A 22236-nucleotide genomic window follows, 5' to 3' on the forward strand; every position below is an offset into this window, starting at 1 on the left:
GCTGCACGAGGGTCGCGAGCGTCGCGGACGAGGCCGCCACCGGGTAGACGTTCTGGTCGACGGCGTACGACTCGACCGCGGTGCCGATCGAGCGCATGTCGGCCATCGTCCGCTTCTGCTTGCCGCGGTCGATCGCGTTCAGGAGGTTCGGGATCGCGATCGCGGCGATGATGCCGATGATCGCGACGACGATCAGAAGCTCGATCAGCGTGAAACCCTTCTGGCTCTTTCTCATCACTCTTGTTCTCCCATTGTCAGGACCCCACGGCGTATTCAGCAACCGCGGTGCCAGCGGCTTCTCGCTCTCCCGAACGGCACCTCGAACCTGAACAATCCTGAAACGAAGGCACAATTGTGACGGAGGTTCTTACGGCTCGCCAGCATGTCGGGGTCGCGAGGTGACATCGGCTTACACCGCGCGGGGCCGGATGTGACGTTCATCGGCACTCTCGCCGGATTCCTCCTGGGTCGCGAGATCCTCGGCGGCGGCTTCGATCGTTCCGGGCTCGGCCCGCGTCAGCCCGTATTTCTTCGCAAAATAGCGGAACGAGCGGAACGTCATGCCCAGGAGCTCCGCCGCCCGGGTCTGCACTTGATGGGCACGCTCCATCGCTTCGGCCATGTACCGGCGGCGCAGATCTTCGAGGTGGGCCTCGAGATCGATCCCGGACTCGGGCAGGACGACGTCGATCTCACCGCGACCCGAGCCGCCGCGCATCTCGCGGGGGAGGCTGTCGGTATGGATGAGGTCGGTCGGCTCGAGCGCGACCGCCCGCTCGATGACGTTTTCGAGCTCGCGGACGTTTCCCGGCCACCGGTAGGCCTCGAGGCAATCCATCGCTTCCTCGGAGATGCCCGCCGCCCCCTTGCCGATGGCGGCGCGGCATTTGGCGAGGAAATGCTCGGCGAGCGCGGGGATGTCCTCGGGCTTCTCGCGAAGCGCCGGCATCCGGATGGGGATCACGTTGATCCGGTAGAACAGGTCCTCGCGGAACGACTTCTCGCGGACCATCTTCTCCAGGTCCTGGTTCGTCGCCGTGATGACGCGCACGTCGACCGGGATCTCCTCCGTTCCGCCGACGCGGCGGATCGTGCGTTCCTGCAGCACGCGGAGCAGCTTGATCTGCATCGCGGGGGTCGTCTCGCCGATTTCGTCGAGGAAAATCGTGCCGCCGCTCGCGACCTCGAAGAGTCCCTTCTTCGTCGCGACCGCGCCGGTGAACGAGCCCTTCATATGGCCGAACAGCTCGCTCTCGAGCAGCTCGTCGGGAAGGGCGCCGCAGTTGATCGCCATGAACGGGCGGTCGCCGTGGCCGCTGTTGTAGTGGACCGCGCGCGCGATGAGCTCCTTGCCGGTGCCGGACTCGCCGGAGATCATGACCGTGCTGCCGGTGCCGGCGACCCGCTCGATGAGCTGGAAGATCGCCTGCATCTTGCCGCTGCGGCCGATGAGGCCCTCGAAACGGTAGCGTCCCGCGAGCTCGGCCTTGAGGCCTTGGTTCTCCGACTTCAGGTCGGCGTTCTCGCTCGCGATCCGCTTCTGGTCGATCGTCTTCCGGACGACGACCTTCATCTCGTCGAGATCGAAAGGCTTCTCGACGTAGTAGGCCGCCCCCTCGTTGAGCGCCTCGATCGCCGTCTCCTTGGAGCCGTACGCCGTCATGAGGATGACGGAGGAGTCGGGCACCGTCCGCCGCGCGTGCCTCAAGAGCTCGAGACCGGTCATGCCCGGCATCGACACGTCGGTGACGATGAGATCGTAGGCGGGATCCTTCGCCAGCCGGGAGACCGCCTGCGTCCCGCTGTCGGCCGTCTCCACGGAGTAACCTTCCTTGCGGAGCATGAGCGAGAGGAGATCGCGCATGCTCTTCTCGTCTTCGACCACGAGCACCCTGTTCACGCCTCGATCCCTCCCGCCGCCGTGAGCGGCGCCTCGACCTCGTCCACGGCGCTGCCGCGCCGCTTCGGGACGGTGACGCTCACCGTCGTGCCCCGCCCCGGCGTGGACTCGACGGCGATCCGGCCGCCGTGCTCTTCGACGAGACGATAGACAATCGCGGCACCGAGGCCGGTGCCCTCGTCGAAGGCGCTGCGGAACGGCTGGAAGTATCCCTCGCGGGTCCTCTCGTCCATGCCCACCCCTTCGTCGGCGAACGCCACCGTGATCTCGTTCCGGGCGTCGTCCTCGGCGACCGTGATGGTGAGGGCGCCCCCCTGCGGCATCGCCTTGAGCGCGTTCGTCGAGAGGTTCCAGAACACCTGTTTCATCCGGTTCGGGTCGACATCGCAGCGGAGCGACGCACTCGCGTACCGCGTCTCGAGCCGGTGCGCGCCCGTGAACTCCCGGCTCTTGCGCAGGAGCTTCAGATGATCCTCGAGGAGGCGGACGACGTCGGCCCGCTGCGGCGCGAACCGTCCGGGCCGCGCGAACGTCAGGAAGTCGCGGATCGCCTGATCGAGCCGCTGGGATTCCCGGAGAATGATGTCCATCAGCTCGAGCGTTTCACCCGAGGGACGGAGATCGCCTTTCAGGTACTGGACCGACCCGCTGATCGCGGCCAGGGGGTTCCTGAGCTCGTGCGCCATCCCAGCCGCCATCTGCCCGAGCGCCGCCATGCGCTCCTTGAGACGCATCTGCTGCTCCGCGGCATAGAGCTCGGTCAGATCCTGGAACGTGAAGATGTAGCCGAGCGGAAGGCCGTCGCGATCTTTCAGGTTCGAGACCGCGATCCCGAGGAAGATGCGGGAGCCTTCCGGTCCCCCGGTGTAGCGCTCGAACCGATGGCGGCGCGAGGCGCCGAGTGCCTCGTCGGCGGCCTTGCGCCACGCCGGATCGAGCCCGAGGAGCGAGGCGATCGGCGCCCCGAGGACGTTGCCCTGGGAGCGGCCGATGATCTCGGCGCCTCCGCGGTTCATGAAATTGACGATGCCCTCGAGATCGGTCGTGATGAGACCGCTGTGGATCGACTCGATGATGTTCTCGTTCAGGGCCGTCAGGCGTGCGACCGACGCGTCCCGCGCGTCGAGCTCGGTCGACTGGCGCTGGACGCGCTCCGCGAGATACGAGGACAGGAGCGCGACCGCGACGAACGAGAAGGCGTGGACGATGAGGAAGTACGAGGTTCGCCACGGCTCGGCCGGCTCGATCGGGCCCAGGAAGCGTCCGACCCCGAGGAGGCCTCCGTCGTGGAGCACGAGCGCCGCATAGAAGGCGAAGCAGACGCCGGCGATCGTGAGACCGCCGCGCCGGAGGAGGAGCATCGACGCGACCGCGATCGGCAGGAGGTAGAGGAACGACATCGGGCTGTCGATCCCCCCGGTGATCCGGACGAAGGCCGTCACGACGAGCGCGTCGCCCACGATCTGGAGATAGATGAACGGAAGCGTCCCCTTCATCCAGCGATCGAGGACCGCGTAGGCGAGGACCATCCCGTAGGCCCCCGCACTGAGCACGAACAGGGGACGGACGGTCTGGCCGGGTTTGAGCGCGAGCTCGATGGCGAACGCCGCGATGAGGAGGGTGGTCACCGTGACCACCCGGAGGATCATGAGGCGCCGCAGCTGCCGTTCGAGCTCGATAGGGTTCATGATGGGGCGGGCGGGGGCGTCGCCGCCCCCGCCCTCTCCGGCGGACGATCAGTTGATCTTGTTGATGAGGTCGAACATCGGCATGTACATCGAGATCACGATACCGCCGATGACGACGCCGAGGAAGCAGATCATGATCGGCTCGAGGAGCGCGAGCAGATTGGCCGTCGCCTCGTCGACCTCGTCCTCGTAGAAATCCGCGATCTTGTTGAGCATCGTCTCGAGCGCGCCGGTCTGCTCGCCGACGGCGACCATCTGGACGACCATCGGGGGGAACACGTCGTGGCCGCGGAGCGGCTCGGCGATCGTCTTGCCCTCCTCGATGCTCTTGCGCGTCGCCATGATGGCATCCTCGACGATGGCGTTCCCGGCGGTGCGCGCCGTGATCTCGAGGCCGTCCAGGATCGGAACGCCGGACGACACGAGCGTTCCGAGCGTGCGGCAGAAGCGCGCGACCGCGATCTTCTTCAAGACCTGGCCGAGGACTGGGAGCTTGAGGAGGATCTTGTCGAGGACGCGCTTGCCCTGATAGGTCTTGTGATAGCGGAAGATGGCGTAGCACCCGAGGCCGATCATGAGGAACACGAGCCACCACCACGCCCCGATGAACTTGGAGAGCGCGATCGTGATGCGGGTCGGGAGCGGGAGCTGGGCGCCGAGTCCTGCGAACAGGGTCGCGAACGTCGGAATGACCTTCCAGAGGATGATCCAGACGACCGCGATGGCGATCGTGATGACCGCGACCGGGTAGACCATCGCGGAGCGCACGGCCGACCGGAGCTTGACGATCTTCTCGATGTACTGCGACAGGCGCTGCAGGATCGTGTCGAGAATACCGCCGGCCTCGCCGGCGGCGACCATGTTGCAGTAGAGGTCGTCGAACGCCTTCGGGTGCTTGCGGAGCGCGTCGGCGAGTGTCGCGCCGGACTCGACGTCCTGGCGCACCTCGAACAGGATCTTCTGGAAGACGCGATTCTCCTGCTGGCTCCCCAGGATCTCGAGGCACTGGACGAGCGGCAGGCCCGCGTCGATCATGACCGAGAACTGCCGGGTGAAGATCGCGATCTCTTTCCGCGAGATGCTCCCGCCCATCTTGGGCAGGGCGAACTCCTTCCCCTTCTCGGTCACCCCGGTCACCATGATCTGCTGCTTGCGCAGCACGGCGATCACGGCGTCCTTGTTGTCCGCGACGAGGACCCCTTCCTGCATCTTCCCGGCGCGCGTGCGGCCTTTCCACGCGAAATTCGGCATCGGTCGTCCTCCTCCCTGTCCTATCGCTTACCGGCGCTCGGGCGGCCGGCGGCCGCCGGCGGCGCCTGCTGCGGCCGGCTGGTTGATGAGGCCCGCGCCCCGGTTGATCATGTCCTGCAGCTCATCGGGGTGCGACGACATCGAGACGGCCAGCTGGAGCGTGATCTGCTTCTTGAAGTAGAGCGTCGCGAGCGACTGGTTGAACGTTTGCATCCCGTACTGCGCCTGGCCGGTCTGCATCGCCGAGTAGATCTGGTGGACCTTGTCCTCGCGGATGAGGTTCCGGATCGCGGAGTTCGGCACGAGGATCTCGAGCGCCAGCGCGCGGCCGTGGCCCGTCGCGCGCGGGAGCAGCGACTGGCAGAGGATGCCTTCGAGCACGAACGAGAGCTGCGCGCGGATCTGCGACTGCTGGTGAGCCGGAAAGACGTCGATGATGCGGTTGATCGTCTGGGCCGCGGAGTTCGTGTGCAGCGTCGCGAACGTGAGGTGGCCCGTCTCGGCGATGCGGAGCGCCGACTCGATCGTCTCGAGGTCGCGCATTTCGCCGATGAGCACGACGTCGGGGTCCTGGCGGAGGACCGACCGGAGCGCGTTCGCGAACGAGTGGGTGTCGGCGTGCAGCTCACGCTGGTTGACGAGGCACTTCTGGTGTGCGTGAAGATACTCGATCGGGTCCTCGATCGTGACGATGTGCTCGTGGCGCTCCTTGTTGACCTTGTCGAGCATCGCCGCGAGCGTCGTCGTCTTCCCGGAGCCCGTCGGCCCCGTGACGAGGATCAGGCCGCGGGGGCGCTCGCAGAGGTTGGCGACGACGTCGGGAAGGCCCAGGTCCTTGAAATTCCGCATCTCCCACGGGATGGTGCGGAACGCGCCGGCGACGGCGCCCCTCTGGAAGAACACGTTGGCGCGAAACCGCGCGAGCCCCTTGACGCCGAACGAGAAGTCGACCTCGAGCGTCTCCTCGAGGCGGTGCTTCTGGTTGTCCGTGAGCACGCTGTAGACGACCTGCTTCGTTTCCGCGGCGGTCATCGGCGGGAGCTGGAGGGGGACCATCTTGCCGTCGATCCGGATCTGCGGCGGCGAGTTCGTGGTGATGTGGAGGTCGGTCCCGCTCTGGTCCACGAGCGTCTTCAAGAGCTGGTGCATCGTCACGGACATCGCTGTCTCCTTGTCTAGAGCACGGTCTCGCGGACGACTTCCTCGACGCTCGTCTGGCCGTCCTTGAGCTTTTGGAGGCCCGACATGCGGAGCGTGATCATTCCCTCTTCCATCGCCTTCCTCCGGAGCTCCATCGCGGAAGCGCCCGAGAGGATCAGCTCGCGCAGCTCGTCACTGATCTCCATGACCTCGAAGAGCCCGACGCGGCCGCGGTAGCCGGTGTTGTTGCAGTTCGGGCAACCGCGCCCCTTGAGGAGCCGCACCTTGCTCGCCTCGTCGACGGAGAATCCGATGTCGACGAGCGCCTGCGCCGGGACCTGGATCTCTTCCTTGCAGTCCTTGCAGATCCGGCGCACGAGACGCTGGGCGCAGATCAGGTTGACCGAGGTCGCGACGAGGAACGGCTCGATGCCCATGTTCATGAGCCGGTTGATCGTCGAGGGCGCATCGTTCGTGTGAAGCGTCGAGAGGACGAGGTGGCCCGTGAGCGCGGCCTTGACCGCGATCTCGGCGGTTTCGAAGTCGCGGATCTCGCCGACGAGGATGATGTTCGGGTCCTGGCGCAGGAAGGCGCGCAAGGACGCGGCGAAGTTGAGGCCGATCTGCTCCTTCATCTGCACCTGGTTGATGCCGTGCAGGTTGAATTCGACCGGGTCCTCGGCGGTCATGATGTTCGTCTCCGGCGTGTTGACGCGCGCGATCGACGAGTAGAGCGTGTTCGTCTTGCCGGACCCCGTCGGTCCCGTCACGAGCACCATGCCGTAGGGCTTCAAGATCTGACGCTCGAACTTCCCGAGCGACTCGACCTCGAAGCCGAGACGCGTCATGTCGAGCACCAGGTTGTCCTTGTCGAGGAGACGCATGACGATCTTCTCGCCGAAGAGCGTCGGGAGGACGGAGACGCGGTAATCCATCTCCTTCATCTTCCCCTGGAGCTTCATCTTGATCTTGATGCGGCCGTCCTGAGGAAGGCGCTTCTCGGAGATGTCGAGCTTCGCCATGATCTTGAGGCGGCTCGTGATCGCGTCCTTCAGCTTCATCGGCGGGTGCATGATCTCGTACAGCACGCCGTCGACACGGAAGCGGACGCGGAAGTCCTTCTCGTACGGCTCGATGTGAATGTCGGAGGCGCCCTTCTTGATCGAGTCGGTGAGGATGATGTTCACCAGGCGGACGACCGGCGCTTCTTCGGAGACCTGCTCGAGCTTGTGGACATCGATCTCCTCGTCCTCTTCCATGAGCTCGAGGGCTTCGGTGTCTTGCTCGGCCATCTCGTCCATGACCTTCTTGAGCTCGAGGGCATGGGACGAGCCGTAGTACTTCTCGATCGCCTCGCGGATCGCGATCTCGCTCGCGACGACCGGCTCGACGTTGTAGCCGGTCATGAACTTGATGTCGTCCATCGCGAAGACGTTCGTCGGATCGGCCATCGAGATGGTGAGCGTCGCCCCGGTGCGGTTCACCGGGAGGACGAGGTACTTCTGCGCGACCTCGGACGGGATCAGGTTGATGACCGACTCGTCGATCTCGAAGTGGCGGAGGTTGATCGATGGAACGCCGTACTGATCGGAGAGGAGCTGCGTGATGTCGTCTTCCTTGACGAACCCGAGCTTGACGAGGTTGAACCCGAGCTTCCCCCCGCCTTTCTTCTGCGCTTCGAGTGCTTCTTGGAGCTGTGGCTGGGTGATCATCCCCGCCTTGAGGAGCATCTCTCCGAGCTTGACCGCCATGGTTGCCCCGGCCCTCCAGCTATTGAACTAACCCCAGTGTGCCTATACAAATATGTCGGCGCACATAGAACTTTGGCCGGCGCGAATCTAGGTTCCGTGAAAATTATTGTCAAGGACGCGCCCCAATTGTCAGTTCGGGGCAGCCGAGAACGCTTTTCGGGCTTGCCGGCCTAGTCGGCTTCGGCGCGCTTCGGGGCGGCGACGAAGCGCTCCATGAACCGCGTCGAGAGCCGGCCCCGGACGAAGTCTTCGTCGGTGAGGATGCGCTGCTGGAGCTTCACGTTGGTCTGGATCCCCTCGACGACGAAGGATTCGAGCGCCCGGCGCATCCGGAGGATCGCCTCGCCGCGGGTGTTCCCGTGGGCGATGACCTTCGCGATCATCGAGTCGTAGTACGGCGGGACGTATGCCTCGGCGTAGCAAGCGGTGTCGACGCGGATACCGGGCCCGCCCGGAACGTGAAAGGTGCGGATCTTTCCGGGGCTCGGCGCGAACGTGTCGGGATCTTCCGCGTTGATCCGGCACTCGACCGCGTGACCCTGGAGCTTGAGATCGTCCTGACCGAAGGAGATCGGCTCGCCGGCCGCGACGCGGAGCTGCTCCTTGATCAGGTCGATGCCGGTCACCATCTCGGTGACCGGGTGTTCGACCTGAATCCGTGTGTTCATCTCGATGAAGTAGAAGTCGCCGGTGACGTCGAGCAGGAACTCGATCGTGCCCGCGTTGACGTAGTTGACGGCGCTCGCCGCACGGAGCGCGGCCTCGGTCATCCGTGCGCGCAGGGCCTCGTCGAGCGCGGTCGACGGCGATTCCTCGAGGAGCTTCTGGTGCCGCCTCTGGATCGAGCACTCGCGCTCGAAGAGGTGGAGGAGGTTCCCGTGTGTGTCGCCGAAGACCTGCACCTCGATGTGCCGCGGCTGGACCAGGTACTTCTCCATGTACACGTCGGGGACGCCGAACGAGGCGAACGCCTCCGTGCGCGCCGCCTCGAGGAGGCGCGGCAGCTCGTCGGGCTCGGGGACGACCCGCATGCCGCGGCCGCCTCCGCCGGCCGAGGCCTTGACGAGCACCGGGTAGCCGATCCGCTCGGCGACCTCGCGCGCCTGCTCCTCCGTCTCGAGCACGCCGCCGCTGCCCGGGATCGTCGGGACGCCCACGGCGCGGACCGTGCGGATCGCCTCGGCTTTGTCCCCCATGCGCCGGATCACGTCGGGCGGAGGCCCGATGAACGTGAGGCCGACCTCGCGGCAGACCTCGGCGAAGTGCGCGTTCTCGGAGAGGAAGCCGTAGCCGGGATGAACCGCCTCGGCGCCGGTGATCTCCGCCGCCGAGAGCACCGCGGAGATGTTGAGGTAGCTCTCGCGCGACTGCGGAGGGCCGATGCAGACGTCCTCGTCGGCGAACTTGACGTGGAGCGCGTCGGCGTCGGCGGTCGAGTGCACGGCGACCGTCTTGATCCCCAGCTCTTTGCAGGCGAGGATGACCCGGAGCGCGATCTCGCCGCGGTTGGCGATGAGGATCTTCCGGAACAAGGCGTCTTCGCCCTCTAGGACGCCATCGGCCGGAGCCGGAAGAGGACCTCGCCGAACTCGACCGGCTGCCCGTTCGCGACGGGAATCTCGACGACCTCGGCGTCCATCTCGGCTTCGATCTCGTTCATGAGCTTCATCGCCTCGATGATGCAGAGGACCTGGCCCTTCTTCACGCGGCTCCCCGGCTCGACGAAAGGCGAGGCGGTCGGGCTGGGCTGCCGGAAGAACGTCCCGACGATCGGCGACTTGACGTCGACGAGGCCGGAAGCCACCGCCGGCGCGGCCGGGGACGGCGGCAACGGCGGTTGCGCCACCGCCTGGGGGGCCACCCCCATGGGCGCGGGCATCGGCAGGCTGGGAGCGTTGGCGGGCGCCGCGACGACGATCGCCGGCGGTGGAACACCGCCGCTCTTCTCCAGCTTCAGCTTGAACCCTTCCCGCTCGAGCTCGAACGTCACGAAGTTCGACTTCGAGATGAGCTCGATCAGCTCGCGCAGCTCTTTCGCGTCCAAGGTTCCCCCGGCGAATCGGCGCAGGCTATCACCCTGCGCGGGCGAGGCACAAGCGAGGGGGCGAGGCTCAGGAGAGTTCCGCGACCAGATCCGCGGCGGCGCGGCGCAGCTCCCACCGGGCGCGTCCGAGGCTGCCGCCGGCGGCGAGTGCGATCGCGAGGAGGTAATCCGGCGTCACGGCTCGCATCATGACGTGACCGTCGACGCCCCCGACGGCGACCTCCGCCGCTGCGCCCAGACCTTCCCGGTCGAACGTGGACCCGACCTTCTCGAAGAGGTCGGCCATCGACGCGGCGATGAGCTCCGGCGAGGGGGCTCCGTTCCTCGCCCGCGCCGCCACCACGACCCCGTCGCGCGCCGCCAGGACGATGCACCGGGCCCCGTCGACGCCGGTCATGACCCGGCCCAGCACCTCATCGAGCACGCCGTTCGCCCCTGCCCTTTCGGATTCTCTCGACCCACGCCTCGAGGCGCGCGGCGGCCTGCCCCTCGTCGAGGGCCCGGCGGAACGCCGGAGCCAGCGCCGCCGCCTCCGCAGGCGCGGCCGCCCGGGGCTCCGGCTCGCGCCGCTCGCGATACGTCACCGCGACGCGCCCCTCGAGCGAGGCGAGGAACGCACGCGCCTCCTCGTGGCCGGGCTGCGCGCGCAGGATCACGCGGACGATCCGTGCCGCGCCCGCCACGTCCCCCTGCGACGCGCGGAGCCTCGCGTGCGTGAGGGTCGCGAACTCTCCGTCCGGTCCCAAGGTTCCCATCACGGCTCCGAAAACAAAACGGCCCCCCCGCGGTGCGGGAGGGCCGAGGATACTCGAAACACGGAATCGGTCAGTTACAGGGCGTCGTGAGGCAGGACGTGTTGTCGCCCTGATACGTGCCGGCGTTCGCGACGCACGTGGCCTGGCTCGAGACGTTGCACGCGCCCGAGATCAAGCAGCACGCGCCGACGGGAACCGTCGCGCAGCTATTGACCAGGAGCGAGCCGCCGGTCGTCGTCGTCACGTTGTCGCCGGAGACCGTCGTGCCGCGGAATTTGAGGCTGAGCGCCGCCGAGTGCCCCGCGCGATTCCCCGCCACGAGGTCGGCCAGCCCCACCGGGGCGAACTGCGCGGTCGAGGAGCCGTTCGCCGCCACCGAGCCGCCGAGCCCCGCGCTGTAGGCCGCGACGCCGTTCCCGTCGTCCCACGTGTAGTTGATGTCGACACCCTGCATCAGGATGTCGTTGAACGGCGACTTGTCCGCCCCCGAGTTCTTCGGCTTGTTCTTGAGGGTCACGGTCGCGTTCGTGACCGTGTAGGTGCATCCCCCGCTGTTTTGATCGGCGGCGGCTGTGATCGGCGGGATCGTCAGGTTCTCGGTCTCGAGGACGACCGCCGGACCGTTACCGCTGTCGATCGCGCTGTTGCATCCCGCGATCCAGGCGCCTGCCGCGGCGAGGAGACAGCCGGCCAGGATCTTCGTCGTGTTACGCATGCGAGCCTCCGCTACCCGACCTTGACGATCTTGGGGGTGATGAAGATGAGCAACTCCCGGTTCTCGTTCGTGATGTTGCGGGTCTTGAACAGCCAGCCGAGGCCGGGGATCTTGCGGAACCACGGAACGCCCACCTCGCTCTTGCCTTCGTTGACGGTGAAGATGCCGCCGATGACCGCCGTGCCGCCGTCCGCGACGAGCACCTTCGTCTGCGCGCGCTGCGTGTTGATCGGCGGGACGTCACCGACGCGGTTGACGAAGTCCGGCGTGTTGTTCTCGACGATGACGTCCATCGCGACCGTCCCGTCGGCGGTGATCTGCGGCGTGACCGCGAGGCGGAGCGACGCCGAGACGAACTCGACGTTGATCTCGGTCGCGGTGGTGCTGACGACCGGGATGCGGACGCCCTGCTCGATCTCCGCGCGCTCGTTGTTCTGCGTCGCGATCTTCGGCGACGACAGGACGCGCGCCTGCCCTTCCGTTTCGAGGTCGGAGAGCGCGATGTCGAGCGTGAACGAGTCCAGGATGTTCCCGAACGAGAACGCCAGCGTCGACGCGGTGCCGGCGCCCGGGAGGTTCAAGCCGTACTTCGCCGACGCGTTCGCGGGGAACTGAAGGCCGGTGCCCGTCCCCTTCGACGAGTCGGCGATCGCGTTGAAGCCCCACTTGATGCCGAGGTCCTGCGAGAACGACTTCGACGTCTCGACGATGCGGGCCTCGATCATGACCTGAGGCGTCTCGGCGTCCAGGGTCGAGATGAGCTGATCGAGCGGCTGCACCTTCTTCGGGATGTCGCTGATGATGAGTGCGTTCGTGCGCTTGTCGACGATGACCTTGCCGCGGGTGGAGAGCACGCCGCCGTCGCGGATGACCTTCTCGACCTCGTCGGCCTTCGCGTAGGAGAGGGTGCGCGTCACCGTGATCGGCTCGACCTCGAGGTCCTTCGCCTCCTTGAGCTGCTTGCGGGCGGCCGCCTCCGACGCGAGCTTCGCGGTCGGCGCGATGCGGACCACGTTGTTCTCGAACTGCTTGTCGAGCCCGTTGTTCTTGAGAATGATGTCCATCGCCTGGTCCCACGGCACGTTGTCGAGGACGATCGTCACCTTGCCGTCCACCGACGGGTCGAGGACGAAGTTCAGGCCCGAGATCTCGTGGAACAGACGGAAGATCTGCTTGATGTCCGTGTCGACGAGGTTGAGCGAGATCCGCTTGCCGGAGTAGTTCGCCTTGTCGCCGATGATCGTCTTCGTCTCGAAATTCCCCGACGTCGTCGGAGCCGGCGAGAGACCGGCCGGCGGCTCGTCGGCGCGGAGCGCGGGCTTCGCCAGGAGCTTCTCGATGGCGTCCTGCGAGACGGCGCGGCTTCCGCTCGTCGCGGCGGGAGCAGCGGAAGCCGTCGGGACCGCTTCCGTCTCCTTCGTCTCGACCGGGGCGACTTCGGCCTTCGCAGCCGTGGGCGTCGCCTTCGCGACCGCTTCGCCGCCGTCGGCGGCGCCGAACGCGATCTTCAGGTCGTTGCCGGCTTGCTCGATGTGGTACGGCACGGGACGGTCGAGATCGACGACGACGCGCGAGACGGGCTCCGGCGACCGGCGGAACTGTCCGGCGCGCACGCGCAGGACCCCGCCGTCGTCGATCGGCACCTGGCTCTTGTCGACGTGGCTGACCGTGCCCTTAAGATCGACGACGAGCCGCTGCGGGTTCGTCAGCTCGAGCGTCTCGTAGGCCATCGGCCCGGAGCCGCTGAGCGTGACCACCGGACGGCCCGACGCGTCGTGCTCGACGCTGACGGTCCGGAGCTCCGCCGCCGCGGCCGGAGTCGCCGGGGGGGTGAGCGCCGGGGATTCGGATCCCGCCGTCGGCTCGGCCGTTCTCGCCTGGAAGGCGCTGCCAGCCAAGAGGAGCGCCGTCAGCGCCACCAGGGACAACTTGCCGTACTTGCTCATTGGCTCTTCTCCTCCCCTTGCGGGACCAGCCTCTTCACCACGTCCCGATAGGGTTTGATGAGTCTCGGATCGTCGACCTGCTGCCGGAACGTCACGGTGCCCGCGGCGGGATCGACCGTGATCACGCTGCCGTCGTACACCTCGTCGCCGACGTGAAGGAAGTAACCTTTGCTGTCCGTGCCCGTGACGACGGCGATGTTGCCGCCCGACGAGTCGCGCACGATGCCGGTGAGGGCCAGCTCGGCCACCATCATCCCGGCGACGCCGCGGGGACGCGGGCCGTGGGCCTTGAGCGCCGCTTCCTCGATGAGCGATCGGAACGGATCGCGCCGGCCGCCCGGATCGTAGGAGAACGTTCGCCCCGCGAGGAGATCCTCCTGCTGCCTGAGGATCGTCTCGACCGTTTGCTGGCCTTCCTTCTGCTGCGCATCCGCCTGGGCCTTCGCGTCCGGCGACGGAGCCGGGGCCTGAGCGGGCTTGTCGGCGGCCCGGGCGGGAGCGGCCCAGGCGGCGAGGGCGATGAGCGCCCCGACGGCGATCCACCAACCGAGTTGCCGCTTCACTGCTTGGCCTCCCCGGAAGCGGCCTTGTCGTCGTAGACGAACGTGGTCGCTGTGAAGGTCGCGCGGATCGTCTTGTCGCCTCCGTTGGGGAGTGCACTCATGCGGAGGTTGTCGACGTTGATGATGCGCGAGTACTTGGCGACGCGATCGAGGAAGATGCCGAGGTCGTGATAGCGGCCCACGACGTCCATCTCGATCGGGAACTCTTTGTAGAAGTCGACCGGCTTGAGGTTGCCCGGCGCGAACGTCTTGAGGCCGAGGTTCGACTGGTCGCTCATGTTCTTGATCCAGCGGAGCAGGTCGCCGGTCTCGGTGTCCGTCGGCAGGATCTGCTGGATGTCGCCGAGCTTCCTCTGGAGGCTCGCGACCTCCTGCTCGAACTCCGGCAGCTTCTGCTCGATCGCATGACCTTCGTTGATCTTGGCGTGCATGTCGTCGAGCTCGGCGCGGATCGTCTGGATCTCCTCGCCCTTCTGCTTGAGGTTGGGATAGGCGTAGTAGGCGAGGCCGACGAGCCCTGCGGCGAGCAGCAGCATCGTCAGGACCTGGCCCCAGAACGGCAGTCTTTCGAGCATCGCTTTACGCTCCTAGCTCTGGGGCGGGCGCGCCGGCGCCGCCGTGTCCGCGTCGGCCTGCGCAACGGCGTTCGCCCCGGGCGGCGCGTAGCGGCAGGTCAAGCTGAACGAGACCCCCTCGGTGATCTCGGTGGTCTTGCCGAGGACGACGTCCGTGAACTGACCGGACGCCCGGAGGTTGTCGTAGAGGTTCGAGACCGAGTTGTACGTCGTGGCCTTGCCCGAGATGACGATGGCGTTCGAGGCGGCCGTCATCGAGTCGAGCCACATGAAGTCCGGGAGGTTGCGCGACACCTGGTCGAGGATGTGGACCGGCACCGCCTGCTTCTTCTTGAGGTCGGTGATGAGCGTGATCTTCCGCTCGAGGAGCTCCTTCTGCTTCTTGAACGCCTCGGCCTTCTTCCGCACGTCCTCGAGCCGCTTCAGCTCGGCCTGGGCCTGGACCTTCTCGTTCTGGACCTTGCTGAGCTCCGCCATGCGGGCCCACGACCAGCCGAGGGCGACCAGGAAGCCGATGAGGATGATCCCGGCGAGCAGGAGGTTCTGGCTGCCGCCCATGTCGAGCTTCATCGGCGACGCGGACGGCGCCGCCTTGGCCTTCTGGGCCTTGCGCTCGGCGAGGAGGTTGATCTTGATCATCGCTTAGTCCCCCTGCTTCCGGAGGGCGAGTCCGACCGCGACCGACGCCGTCGGCGTCATCTCGTTCAGGACGTCCTGCCCTACCTCGCGCGTCGCGGGCTGGATGCGGCGGAACGGATTGAGCATCTCCACCTGCGTGTGGAGCCGTTCGCCCAAGGCCTCCTTGAGGTGGACGACCTGAGCCGACCCACCGGTGATGTAGAGCCGGTCGAGCGACTCGTCGGTCGCGGAGATCTGCTTGAAGAAGTCGAGCGTCTTCTGGATCTCGGTGCCCACGTCTTCGTTCACCGCGGCCAGGATCGGCAGCACGCGCTCGTACGGGATCCCGTCGATCTCCTCACCGCGCTTCAGGCGCTCGGCCTGCTCGGCGGAGAGGTTGAGGTCTTTCTGGATCGCGTCGGTGTACTGATTCCCGCCGACGTTGATGTCGCGCCAGTAGACCGACGTGCCGCCGTGCAGCACCGTGATCGAGCTGACCGCGGCGCCGATGTCGACGAGCGCGATGATCTGGTGCGGCTCGAACTCGTAGTTCGCCTCGAAGGCGTTCTGCATGGCGAAGGCCGCGATGTCCACCGCGATCGGCTGGAGGCCGGCCTGCGTGATGGCGCTCGTGTAGTCGCTGATCTTGTCCTTCTTCGCCGCTGCGAGGAGGACGTCCATGTTGCCTTCGCCCGAGAGCGAGGACCCGTCGAGGATCTGGTAGTCGAGGTTGACGTCGTCGATGTCGAAGGGGATGTACTGCTCGGCCTCCCAGTGGATCGACTCGGCGAGCTCCGCGGCGGTCATGACCGGCAAGCTGATCCGCTTGACGATGACCGAGTGGCCCGAGAGCGCGGTCGCCACCTGGGTGTTCTTGATCTTCAGCCTCTGGAAGAGGCGCTTGATGGTCTCGATGACCATCTGGGAGTCCATGATCGCGCCGTCGACGATTGCTTCTGCCGACAGCGACTCGGATCCCATCTTGGCGAGCTGGAAACCCCGGCCTTTCCCAAGATCCTTAAGCTCGACGACCTTGATCGAGCTGTCCCCGATGTCCAATCCGACGAGAGTCCGGCTGCGTCCGAAGAGCATATTTTCCTCGCGGCTTGCTTCCTCCCAGGGATCGGTCCCTAATCCCCCCTCCCCAGGTGGAGCTTTAACCTAAGTCACTGATTCCCGGCGAGTCAAGGAAATGCGGAAACACCCACGGGCGCTGGAGAGCGCTTTCGGACGCTTCCGAACAAGAATTTCGATCTTCATTGCCCCGCCCTCGACCTCCGTCGAACGCCGTCGTCACCGGTGACCCCCACCGGCATCGTCGGGTTTGTCCGGACCTTCCGGTTCCGGCCAAGGGGCAATATAGGAAGCGCAAACTCGAAAGCAACCCGCCGGACGCAGCCTTGACAGAAGACGGCCGCTCTTCTAGGATTTCGCGGCCTTTCTCTTCAATTCGAGGACGTCATGGCGCGCGTTTGTGATGTGTGTGGGAAGAAGACGATTTTCGGGAAGAACGTGTCCCACGCCCACAACGTGAGCTCGAGGACGTTCATGCCGAACCTTCAGCGCGTCCGCGTCCGGATCCCGGGCGGCAACGCGCGGCGCGCCCGCCTCTGCACGCGCTGCATCCGCTCGGGCTCCGTCATGAAGGCGTCGCGCTGACCCGCTAGCGCCCGACGATCCCGATCGCGTCGATCTCAACTTTCCCGTTCTTGGGAAGCCGCGAAACCTCGACCGTGACGCGTGCCGGGCGTGAGTCTCCGAAAAACGACGCGTAGACGCGGTTCATCGTCTCGAACTCACCGAGATCGGTGAGATAGACCGTCGCCTTCACGACCCGGTCGAGGGAGCTTCCCCCCGCCTCGAGGATCGCGCGCACGTTCTTGAGGACCCGTTCGGTCTGCTCGGCGACGCCCCCTTCCACGAGGATGCCGGTTTTCGGGTCGAGGGCGACCTGTCCCGACACGAACAGGAAATCCCCCGCCCTGACCCCTTGCACGTACGGGCCCACGGCCCCCGGCGCGTCCTCCGTGCTCACCGTCGTCTTGGTCATGCTCTCCCCTCAGCGCAGCATGCGCTCGACGTCCCTGACTCCCGCGATCTTCCTCACCTTCGCGATGACCTTCTCCATCTGCTGACGGTCGGAGACCGCCATGACGATCGTCACACGCGCGTCGGACCCCTCGAAGGTCTTGGCGTCGACGTTCCGGATGTTCGCCTGCTCGTCGGCGACCGCCGAGACGATCTTCGCGAGCAGTCCTTGCCGGTCCTGAACGTCGAGCGCGAGCTTGACGTCGAAGAGGGTCCCGGACGCACCCGACGCGTCCCACTCGACGTCGATCCGCCGCTCCGGGTCGAACATGAGGCTCCGCACGTTCGGGCACTGGACCGAATGGACCGAGACCCCTTTCCCTCGCGTGATGTAGCCGACGATCTCCTCGCCCCGCACCGGATTGCAGCAGCGCGCGAGCATGATCATCATGTCGTTCATCCCCTTGACCTTGACGCGCCGCTCGCCGAGGCCGAACGCCTTCTTGACCACGCGCGCCACGACGCCGTCGGTCCTCGGCTTCAGCTCGTCCTCGGGAACGATCGCCGCGACGAGACTGTGCGGCACGACCTTCCCGTAGCCGACCGCCGCGAGGAAATCCTCGATCGCCGCGAAGCCGAGCTTCTTGAGCGCCTCGCCGGCCTTGCCGTTCTCCAGAAACTCACGGGGCGAGAGACGGTATTTCCGCAGCTCCTTCTCGACGAGCTCGCGCCCGAGCGCCATCGATTTCTCGCGCTCGTTCGCGTTCAGCCACGACCGGATCTTCCCGCGTGCGCGCGACGTCTTCGCGAGCGCGAGCCAGTCGCGGCTCGGATGGGCATGCGGCTGCGTCAGGATCTCGACGATGTCCCCGTTGCCGAGCGGGGTCCGGAGCGGAACGAGCCGGCCGTTGATCTTGGCCCCGGAGAGACGGTGGCCCACGTCGGTGTGAATGCCGTAGGCGAAGTCGATCGGCGTCGAACCGCGCGGAAACGAGAGGACCTTCCCTTTGGGGGTGAAAGCGTAGACCTCCTCGGGGTAGAGGTCGACCTTGACCATCTCCAGGAACTCGCGCGGGTCCTTCGTCTCCTGCTGCCACTCGAGGATGTGGCGGAGCCAGGCCACGCGCTCGGCCTCGCCGCCGCGCGCCTTGCCGCCTTCCTTGTACTGCCAGTGCGCGGCCACGCCTTCTTCGGCGATCCGGTGCATCTCGCGCGTGCGGATCTGGACCTCGAACGGCTGGCCGACCTCGGTCATGACCGAGGTGTGGAGCGACTGGTACATGTTCGGCTTGGGGATCGCGATGAAGTCCTTGATGCGCCCCGGGACCGGCCGCCAGATCGAGTGGACGATCCCCAGGGCGCCGTAGCAGTCCTTGATCGACTCGGTGAGGATGCGGAAGGCGACGTAGTCGTACACCTCCTCGACCTCGATCTTCTGCCGCCGGATCTTGCGGTAGATCGACGAGACGCTCTTGATCCGCCCCGAGATCTGCGCCGCGATTCCCGCATCCTCGAGGGCGGTCACGAGCTTCCGGCGGATCTCCTCGATGAACGCTTCGCTGATCTTGCGCTTGGCCTCGAGGGCGGAGACGAGGGCCACGTTCGCCTGGGGCTCCAGATACTTGAGCGTCAGGTCCTCGAGCTCGGACTTGATGCGGCCCATGCCGAGACGGTTCGCCAGCGGGGCGTAGATCTCCGCCGTCTCGCGGGCGATGCGCTCCTGCTTGTCGGGAGCGAGGTGCTCGAGCGTACGCATGTTGTGGAGGCGGTCGGCGAGCTTGACGAGGATCACGCGGATGTCGTCGACCATCGCCAGGATCATCTTGCGCAAGTTCTCCGCCTCGGCCTGCTCCTTCGAGGCGAACTGCAGCTTCGAGATCTTGGTGACGCCGGCGACGATGTGCGCGACGTCCTCGCCAAAGTAGTCGCGGACGGTCTCGATCGTCGTGAGCGTGTCCTCGACGACGTCGTGGAGGAGGCCGGCGACGACGCTCGCGGTGTCGAGCTCGAGGTCGGCCAGGACATAGGCGACCTCGATCGGATGGATCAGGTAGGGCTCGCCGGAGCGGCGGACCTGGTTCCGGTGCTCGCGGGCAGAGAAGATGTAGGCGCGGCGGAGGAGGTCGAAATCGGCGGACGGGTTGAACGACTCGACCCGCTCCAGGACGTCCTCGAACCTCCGGACCACGACTTACGTCCCCTCCTGAAAGAGGGGATTATAGGCTCCGGGTAGAAGCGGCTTTCCCTTACGCCTTGCCGGCGCGGACCTTCTTGGCCGTCGCCTTGGGCGACGTCGCCAGGCCCGACTCGACGACCTTGGCCTTAGCCCGTGCGCCGAGCCACTCCTGCCACACGACGAGGATCGGCGAGGCGATGTAGATCGACGAGTAGGTGCCGACGATGATCCCGACGACCATGACGAACGAGAAGTCGCGGAGCGCCGGACCGCCGAGGATGAAGAGGAACACGCAGACGATCCAGGTGAGGAGCGAGGTCAGCATCGTCCGCGAGAGCGTCTGGTTCATCGAGACGTTGATCAAGTCGGGCAGATTGCCGGCGGTCCCGCCCTTGCTTCTCAGGTTCTCCCGGATCCGGTCGAAGATGACGACCGTGTCGTTGACGGAGTAGCCGACGAGCGTGAGGAAGGCGGCGACGACCGGGAGGCTCATCTCGAAGCCGAACGCCGAGAAGAGCCCGAGCGTGATGATCGTGTCGTGGACGAGGGCGACCACGGCGGCGAGCCCCCACTGGAACTCGAACCGGATCCAGATGTACACGAGCATGCCGCCCATCGAACCGAGCACCGCCGCGAGCGCCTTCTTGATCAGCTCGCGCCCGACCGTCGGGCCGATGTAGGCCTGCGAGCGCACCGTGAAGGCGCTCTCGCCTTCGGCGGCCTTGAGCGTGCGGATCACCGACGGCGCCATGTCCTCGTCCTTCGCACCTGCGACGAGCGGGACGCGGACGTAGATCTCGTGGTCCTCCGCCTTGCCGATCGTCGTGACCACGGCCCCGGCGTAGCCGGCCTTCTCGAGCTGGGTGCGGACGACCGGGACGTCGGGCGCCTGCGCGTACTGGAGCTGGACCTCAGCGCCGCCTTCGAACTCGATTCCCATCCTGATGCCGCGCGAGAAGACGACGGCGAGGGAGATCACGATGAGCGACAAGGACACGGCCACCCACATCCGGCGCTTGCCCATGAAATCGATCTTGGGATCGTGGAACAGCTGCAGCACGTTCGCCTCCCTCAGATGCTCAGCGACTCGACGTTACGCCGGTTGCCGAGGACGAGGTCGTAGATCACGCGCGAGACGAACACCGCGGTGAACATCGAGAAGAGAAGGCCGATGACGAGCGTCACGGCGAAACCACGCACGGGACCCGTGCCGTAGGTGAACAGGAAGAAGGCGGAGACGATCGTCGTCACGTGCGTGTCGACGATGGTGCCGAACGCCCGGCCGAAGCCCTGATCGATCGCGGTGCGCACCGTCTTGCCGAGCCGGAGCTCCTCGCGGATGCGCTCGAAGATGAGCACGTTGCTGTCGACCGCCATGCCGACGGTGAGGATGAGGCCGGCGATCCCGGGGAGCGTCAGCGTCGATCCGAAATAGGCCATCGCGCCCAGGACGAGCACGACGTTGAGCAGAAGGGCGATCACCGCGTTGACGCCGGAGAGCCGGTAGTAGACGAGCATGAAGAGCGCGACGCCGGCGAAGCCGAGGAGCGACGCGAAGACGCCCGCCTTGATCGAATCGCGGCCCAGGGACGGCCCGACGGTCGTCTCGCCGATGATCGTGACAGCGGTCGGAATCGCGCCGGACCTCAGCTTGAGGGCGAGATCTTCCGCCGACTTCACGTCGAACCGGCCCGAGATCTGGCCGCGATCGCTGATGACGTCGTTGATGACCGGTGCCGAGATGACGACCTTGCCCTTCGAGCTGCCGAGGACGATCGCCATCTTCTTGTGGAGGTTCTCGCGCGTCGCGGCCTGGAACCTCTTCCCGGCATCGGCGGAGAGGATGAAGTCGACCACGTTCCGCTGCATCTGGTCGTTGCCGCGCCGCGCCGACCGCAGGTCGTTCCCGACGATCGCGGCGACGTTCTGGAGCGGCCACCACATCTCGGTCTTGGTGCCGCCGGCGTCGTTGAAGACCTGGGGCACGAGCTCGACGTTCGGCGGCAAGGCGCCGCCGAACATCGCCAGCGTCGCCTCCTGCGTCGTGGGCGGCGCCCAGCCCTCGTAGTCGCTCGTCCCCGGCGGGTAGACGACGGCCTTCCACTCGAGCTTCGCCTGGTCCTGGAGGAGGCGCCTCGCGCGCTCGGGGTCGTCGAGACCCGGGAGCTCGACGACGATGCGATCGCCGGCGGTCCCCTGTTTCTGGATGATCGGCTCCTTGACCCCCAGCTCGTCGATACGCTGGCGGAGCACCGTCAAGGTGGTGTCGACGGAGGACGCCTCGATCTCCTGGCGGAGCCGGTCCGGAATCCGGACCGTCCAGTTCCCCTCGGACGGCGTGATCGTCCAGCCCGGCGTGATCGTGTCGAAAATCTCTCGAACGTCGGCGTCGCGCGACGCGTCGGTGCCCTTGAGGTCGACCCCGTTGTCGGTCGGCGCGATCGACGCGTAGGCGATGGTCTTCTCCTTGAGGAGCTGGCCCACGCGGTTGATCGCCAGATCGACCTCGCTCTTGATCGCGGCGGACGTGTCGACCTGAAGGAGCAGGTGCGAGCCGCCCTGGAGATCGAGGCCCAGGTTGATCTTCTCCTTCGGCGGATAGAACGAGAGGACGGAGAGGGCGACCGCTCCGACGATGATCAGCAGCTTCCAGGTCATGTTCGACATCGGGACCCTCCGCGCCTCCGGCTCACTCGGCGCGCTTGACCGTGGTGACGGACGACTTCTCCACGTCGACGCGGATCTGATCGGCGATCTTCACCTGGACCGTGGCGTCGGTGACGCCCACGACCGTCGCATGAAGGCCTCCCGCGCAGACGACGCGATCGCCCGGCTTCAAGGTCTCGAGCATGCGCGCGTGGTCCTTCTGCCTCTTCTGCATCGGCCGCAGGAGGAGGAAATAGAACACCACCCCCATGAGCACGATCGGGGCGAATTGCATCCAGGCGGGGGGTTGGGCGGCGCCGGGCTGGGTAGGCGTGGCGAAAGCAACGATTCCCGCGGCCAGGATCGACATCGAACCCCCAGTCCCTACGTCATTTCGCTCGGGACGAAAGGGGGATTGTGACGCAGCGCCCCGGGGGGCG

Annotated in this window: 22 protein-coding genes; 1 reads left to right on the plus strand and 21 read right to left on the minus strand. The window is 66.3% G+C overall.

Annotated elements, in window-relative coordinates; genetic code table 11:
- The 16 genes from VFV19_12805 to pilM all read right to left on the minus strand — a co-directional run.
- Positions 1–235 (minus strand): prepilin-type N-terminal cleavage/methylation domain-containing protein (locus VFV19_12805; protein ID HEX4825179.1); only part of this gene is annotated, 235 nt, incomplete at its 3' end.
- A 174-nt stretch (positions 236–409) separates the two neighbouring features.
- The gene (locus VFV19_12810) at positions 410–1900 is read right to left on the minus strand and encodes a sigma-54 dependent transcriptional regulator (protein ID HEX4825180.1); all 1491 of its coding nucleotides are present in this window, start codon (positions 1898–1900) and stop codon (positions 410–412) included.
- Positions 1897–3549, minus strand: coding sequence for an ATP-binding protein (locus VFV19_12815; protein ID HEX4825181.1), 1653 nt, complete (start codon positions 3547–3549; stop codon positions 1897–1899). Before VFV19_12815 ends, VFV19_12810 begins: the two co-directional genes overlap by 4 nt.
- An 87-nt stretch (positions 3550–3636) precedes the next feature.
- On the minus strand, positions 3637–4839 hold the full coding sequence (locus VFV19_12820; protein ID HEX4825182.1) for a type II secretion system F family protein: 1203 nt from the start codon (positions 4837–4839) through the stop codon (positions 3637–3639).
- Between the two features lie 27 nt (positions 4840–4866).
- Positions 4867–6000, minus strand: coding sequence for a type IV pilus twitching motility protein PilT (locus tag VFV19_12825; protein ID HEX4825183.1), 1134 nt, complete (start codon positions 5998–6000; stop codon positions 4867–4869).
- 14 nt (positions 6001–6014) lie between these two features.
- Positions 6015–7730 (minus strand): type IV-A pilus assembly ATPase PilB, encoded by a 1716-nt coding sequence (gene pilB, locus VFV19_12830; protein ID HEX4825184.1) that lies wholly within the window; start codon positions 7728–7730, stop codon positions 6015–6017.
- A 170-nt stretch (positions 7731–7900) separates the two neighbouring features.
- Positions 7901–9262, minus strand: coding sequence for an acetyl-CoA carboxylase biotin carboxylase subunit (accC, locus tag VFV19_12835; protein HEX4825185.1), 1362 nt, complete (start codon positions 9260–9262; stop codon positions 7901–7903).
- Between the two features lie 14 nt (positions 9263–9276).
- The gene (gene accB, locus VFV19_12840; protein HEX4825186.1) at positions 9277–9774 is read right to left on the minus strand and encodes an acetyl-CoA carboxylase biotin carboxyl carrier protein; all 498 of its coding nucleotides are present in this window, start codon (positions 9772–9774) and stop codon (positions 9277–9279) included.
- Between the two features lie 67 nt (positions 9775–9841).
- Positions 9842–10198 (minus strand): roadblock/LC7 domain-containing protein, encoded by a 357-nt coding sequence (locus VFV19_12845; GenBank protein ID HEX4825187.1) that lies wholly within the window; start codon positions 10196–10198, stop codon positions 9842–9844.
- Positions 10188–10529 carry a hypothetical protein gene (locus VFV19_12850; protein HEX4825188.1) on the minus strand — a complete coding sequence of 114 codons (342 nt, stop codon included), beginning with the start codon at positions 10527–10529 and terminating at the stop codon, positions 10188–10190. Before VFV19_12850 ends, VFV19_12845 begins: the two co-directional genes overlap by 11 nt.
- A gap of 70 nt (positions 10530–10599) precedes the next feature.
- Complete coding sequence (locus VFV19_12855) at positions 10600–11244, minus strand: hypothetical protein (protein HEX4825189.1); 645 nt, start codon at positions 11242–11244, stop codon at positions 10600–10602.
- Between the two features lie 11 nt (positions 11245–11255).
- On the minus strand, positions 11256–13190 hold the full coding sequence (pilQ, locus tag VFV19_12860; protein ID HEX4825190.1) for a type IV pilus secretin PilQ: 1935 nt from the start codon (positions 13188–13190) through the stop codon (positions 11256–11258).
- Positions 13187–13753, minus strand: a complete 567-nt coding sequence (locus VFV19_12865) for a hypothetical protein (protein HEX4825191.1) — start codon at positions 13751–13753, stop codon at positions 13187–13189. Before VFV19_12865 ends, pilQ begins: the two co-directional genes overlap by 4 nt.
- Complete coding sequence (gene pilO / locus VFV19_12870; GenBank protein ID HEX4825192.1) at positions 13750–14328, minus strand: type 4a pilus biogenesis protein PilO; 579 nt, start codon at positions 14326–14328, stop codon at positions 13750–13752. Before pilO ends, VFV19_12865 begins: the two co-directional genes overlap by 4 nt.
- 12 nt (positions 14329–14340) lie before the next feature.
- Positions 14341–14967, minus strand: coding sequence for a PilN domain-containing protein (locus tag VFV19_12875; protein HEX4825193.1), 627 nt, complete (start codon positions 14965–14967; stop codon positions 14341–14343).
- A 3-nt stretch (positions 14968–14970) separates the two neighbouring features.
- Positions 14971–16038, minus strand: coding sequence for a type IV pilus assembly protein PilM (gene pilM / locus VFV19_12880; protein ID HEX4825194.1), 1068 nt, complete (start codon positions 16036–16038; stop codon positions 14971–14973).
- Positions 16039–16407: 369 nt separating this feature from the next.
- On the opposite strand from pilM, the gene rpmB reads away from it, so the two are divergent.
- The gene (gene rpmB, locus VFV19_12885; protein ID HEX4825195.1) at positions 16408–16605 is read left to right on the plus strand and encodes a 50S ribosomal protein L28; all 198 of its coding nucleotides are present in this window, start codon (positions 16408–16410) and stop codon (positions 16603–16605) included.
- Positions 16606–16609: 4 nt separating this feature from the next.
- Here rpmB and VFV19_12890 read toward each other — a convergent pair whose 3' ends face one another.
- The 5 genes from VFV19_12890 to yajC are packed head-to-tail and all read right to left on the minus strand — an operon-like array spanning position 16610 to position 22166.
- Positions 16610–16996, minus strand: coding sequence for a RidA family protein (locus VFV19_12890; GenBank protein ID HEX4825196.1), 387 nt, complete (start codon positions 16994–16996; stop codon positions 16610–16612).
- 9 nt (positions 16997–17005) lie between these two features.
- Positions 17006–19162 carry a bifunctional (p)ppGpp synthetase/guanosine-3',5'-bis(diphosphate) 3'-pyrophosphohydrolase gene (locus tag VFV19_12895; GenBank protein ID HEX4825197.1) on the minus strand — a complete coding sequence of 719 codons (2157 nt, stop codon included), beginning with the start codon at positions 19160–19162 and terminating at the stop codon, positions 17006–17008.
- A gap of 58 nt (positions 19163–19220) precedes the next feature.
- On the minus strand, positions 19221–20210 hold the full coding sequence (gene secF / locus VFV19_12900) for a protein translocase subunit SecF (GenBank protein HEX4825198.1): 990 nt from the start codon (positions 20208–20210) through the stop codon (positions 19221–19223).
- A gap of 11 nt (positions 20211–20221) precedes the next feature.
- On the minus strand, positions 20222–21817 hold the full coding sequence (secD, locus tag VFV19_12905; protein HEX4825199.1) for a protein translocase subunit SecD: 1596 nt from the start codon (positions 21815–21817) through the stop codon (positions 20222–20224).
- Between the two features lie 22 nt (positions 21818–21839).
- Positions 21840–22166, minus strand: coding sequence for a preprotein translocase subunit YajC (gene yajC / locus VFV19_12910; protein ID HEX4825200.1), 327 nt, complete (start codon positions 22164–22166; stop codon positions 21840–21842).
- Positions 22167–22236 lie beyond the last annotated feature (70 nt).

This window comes from Candidatus Polarisedimenticolaceae bacterium, from assembly GCA_036275915.1.
In the GTDB taxonomy this organism is placed as follows: Bacteria; Acidobacteriota; Polarisedimenticolia; order Polarisedimenticolales; family DASRJG01; genus DASRJG01.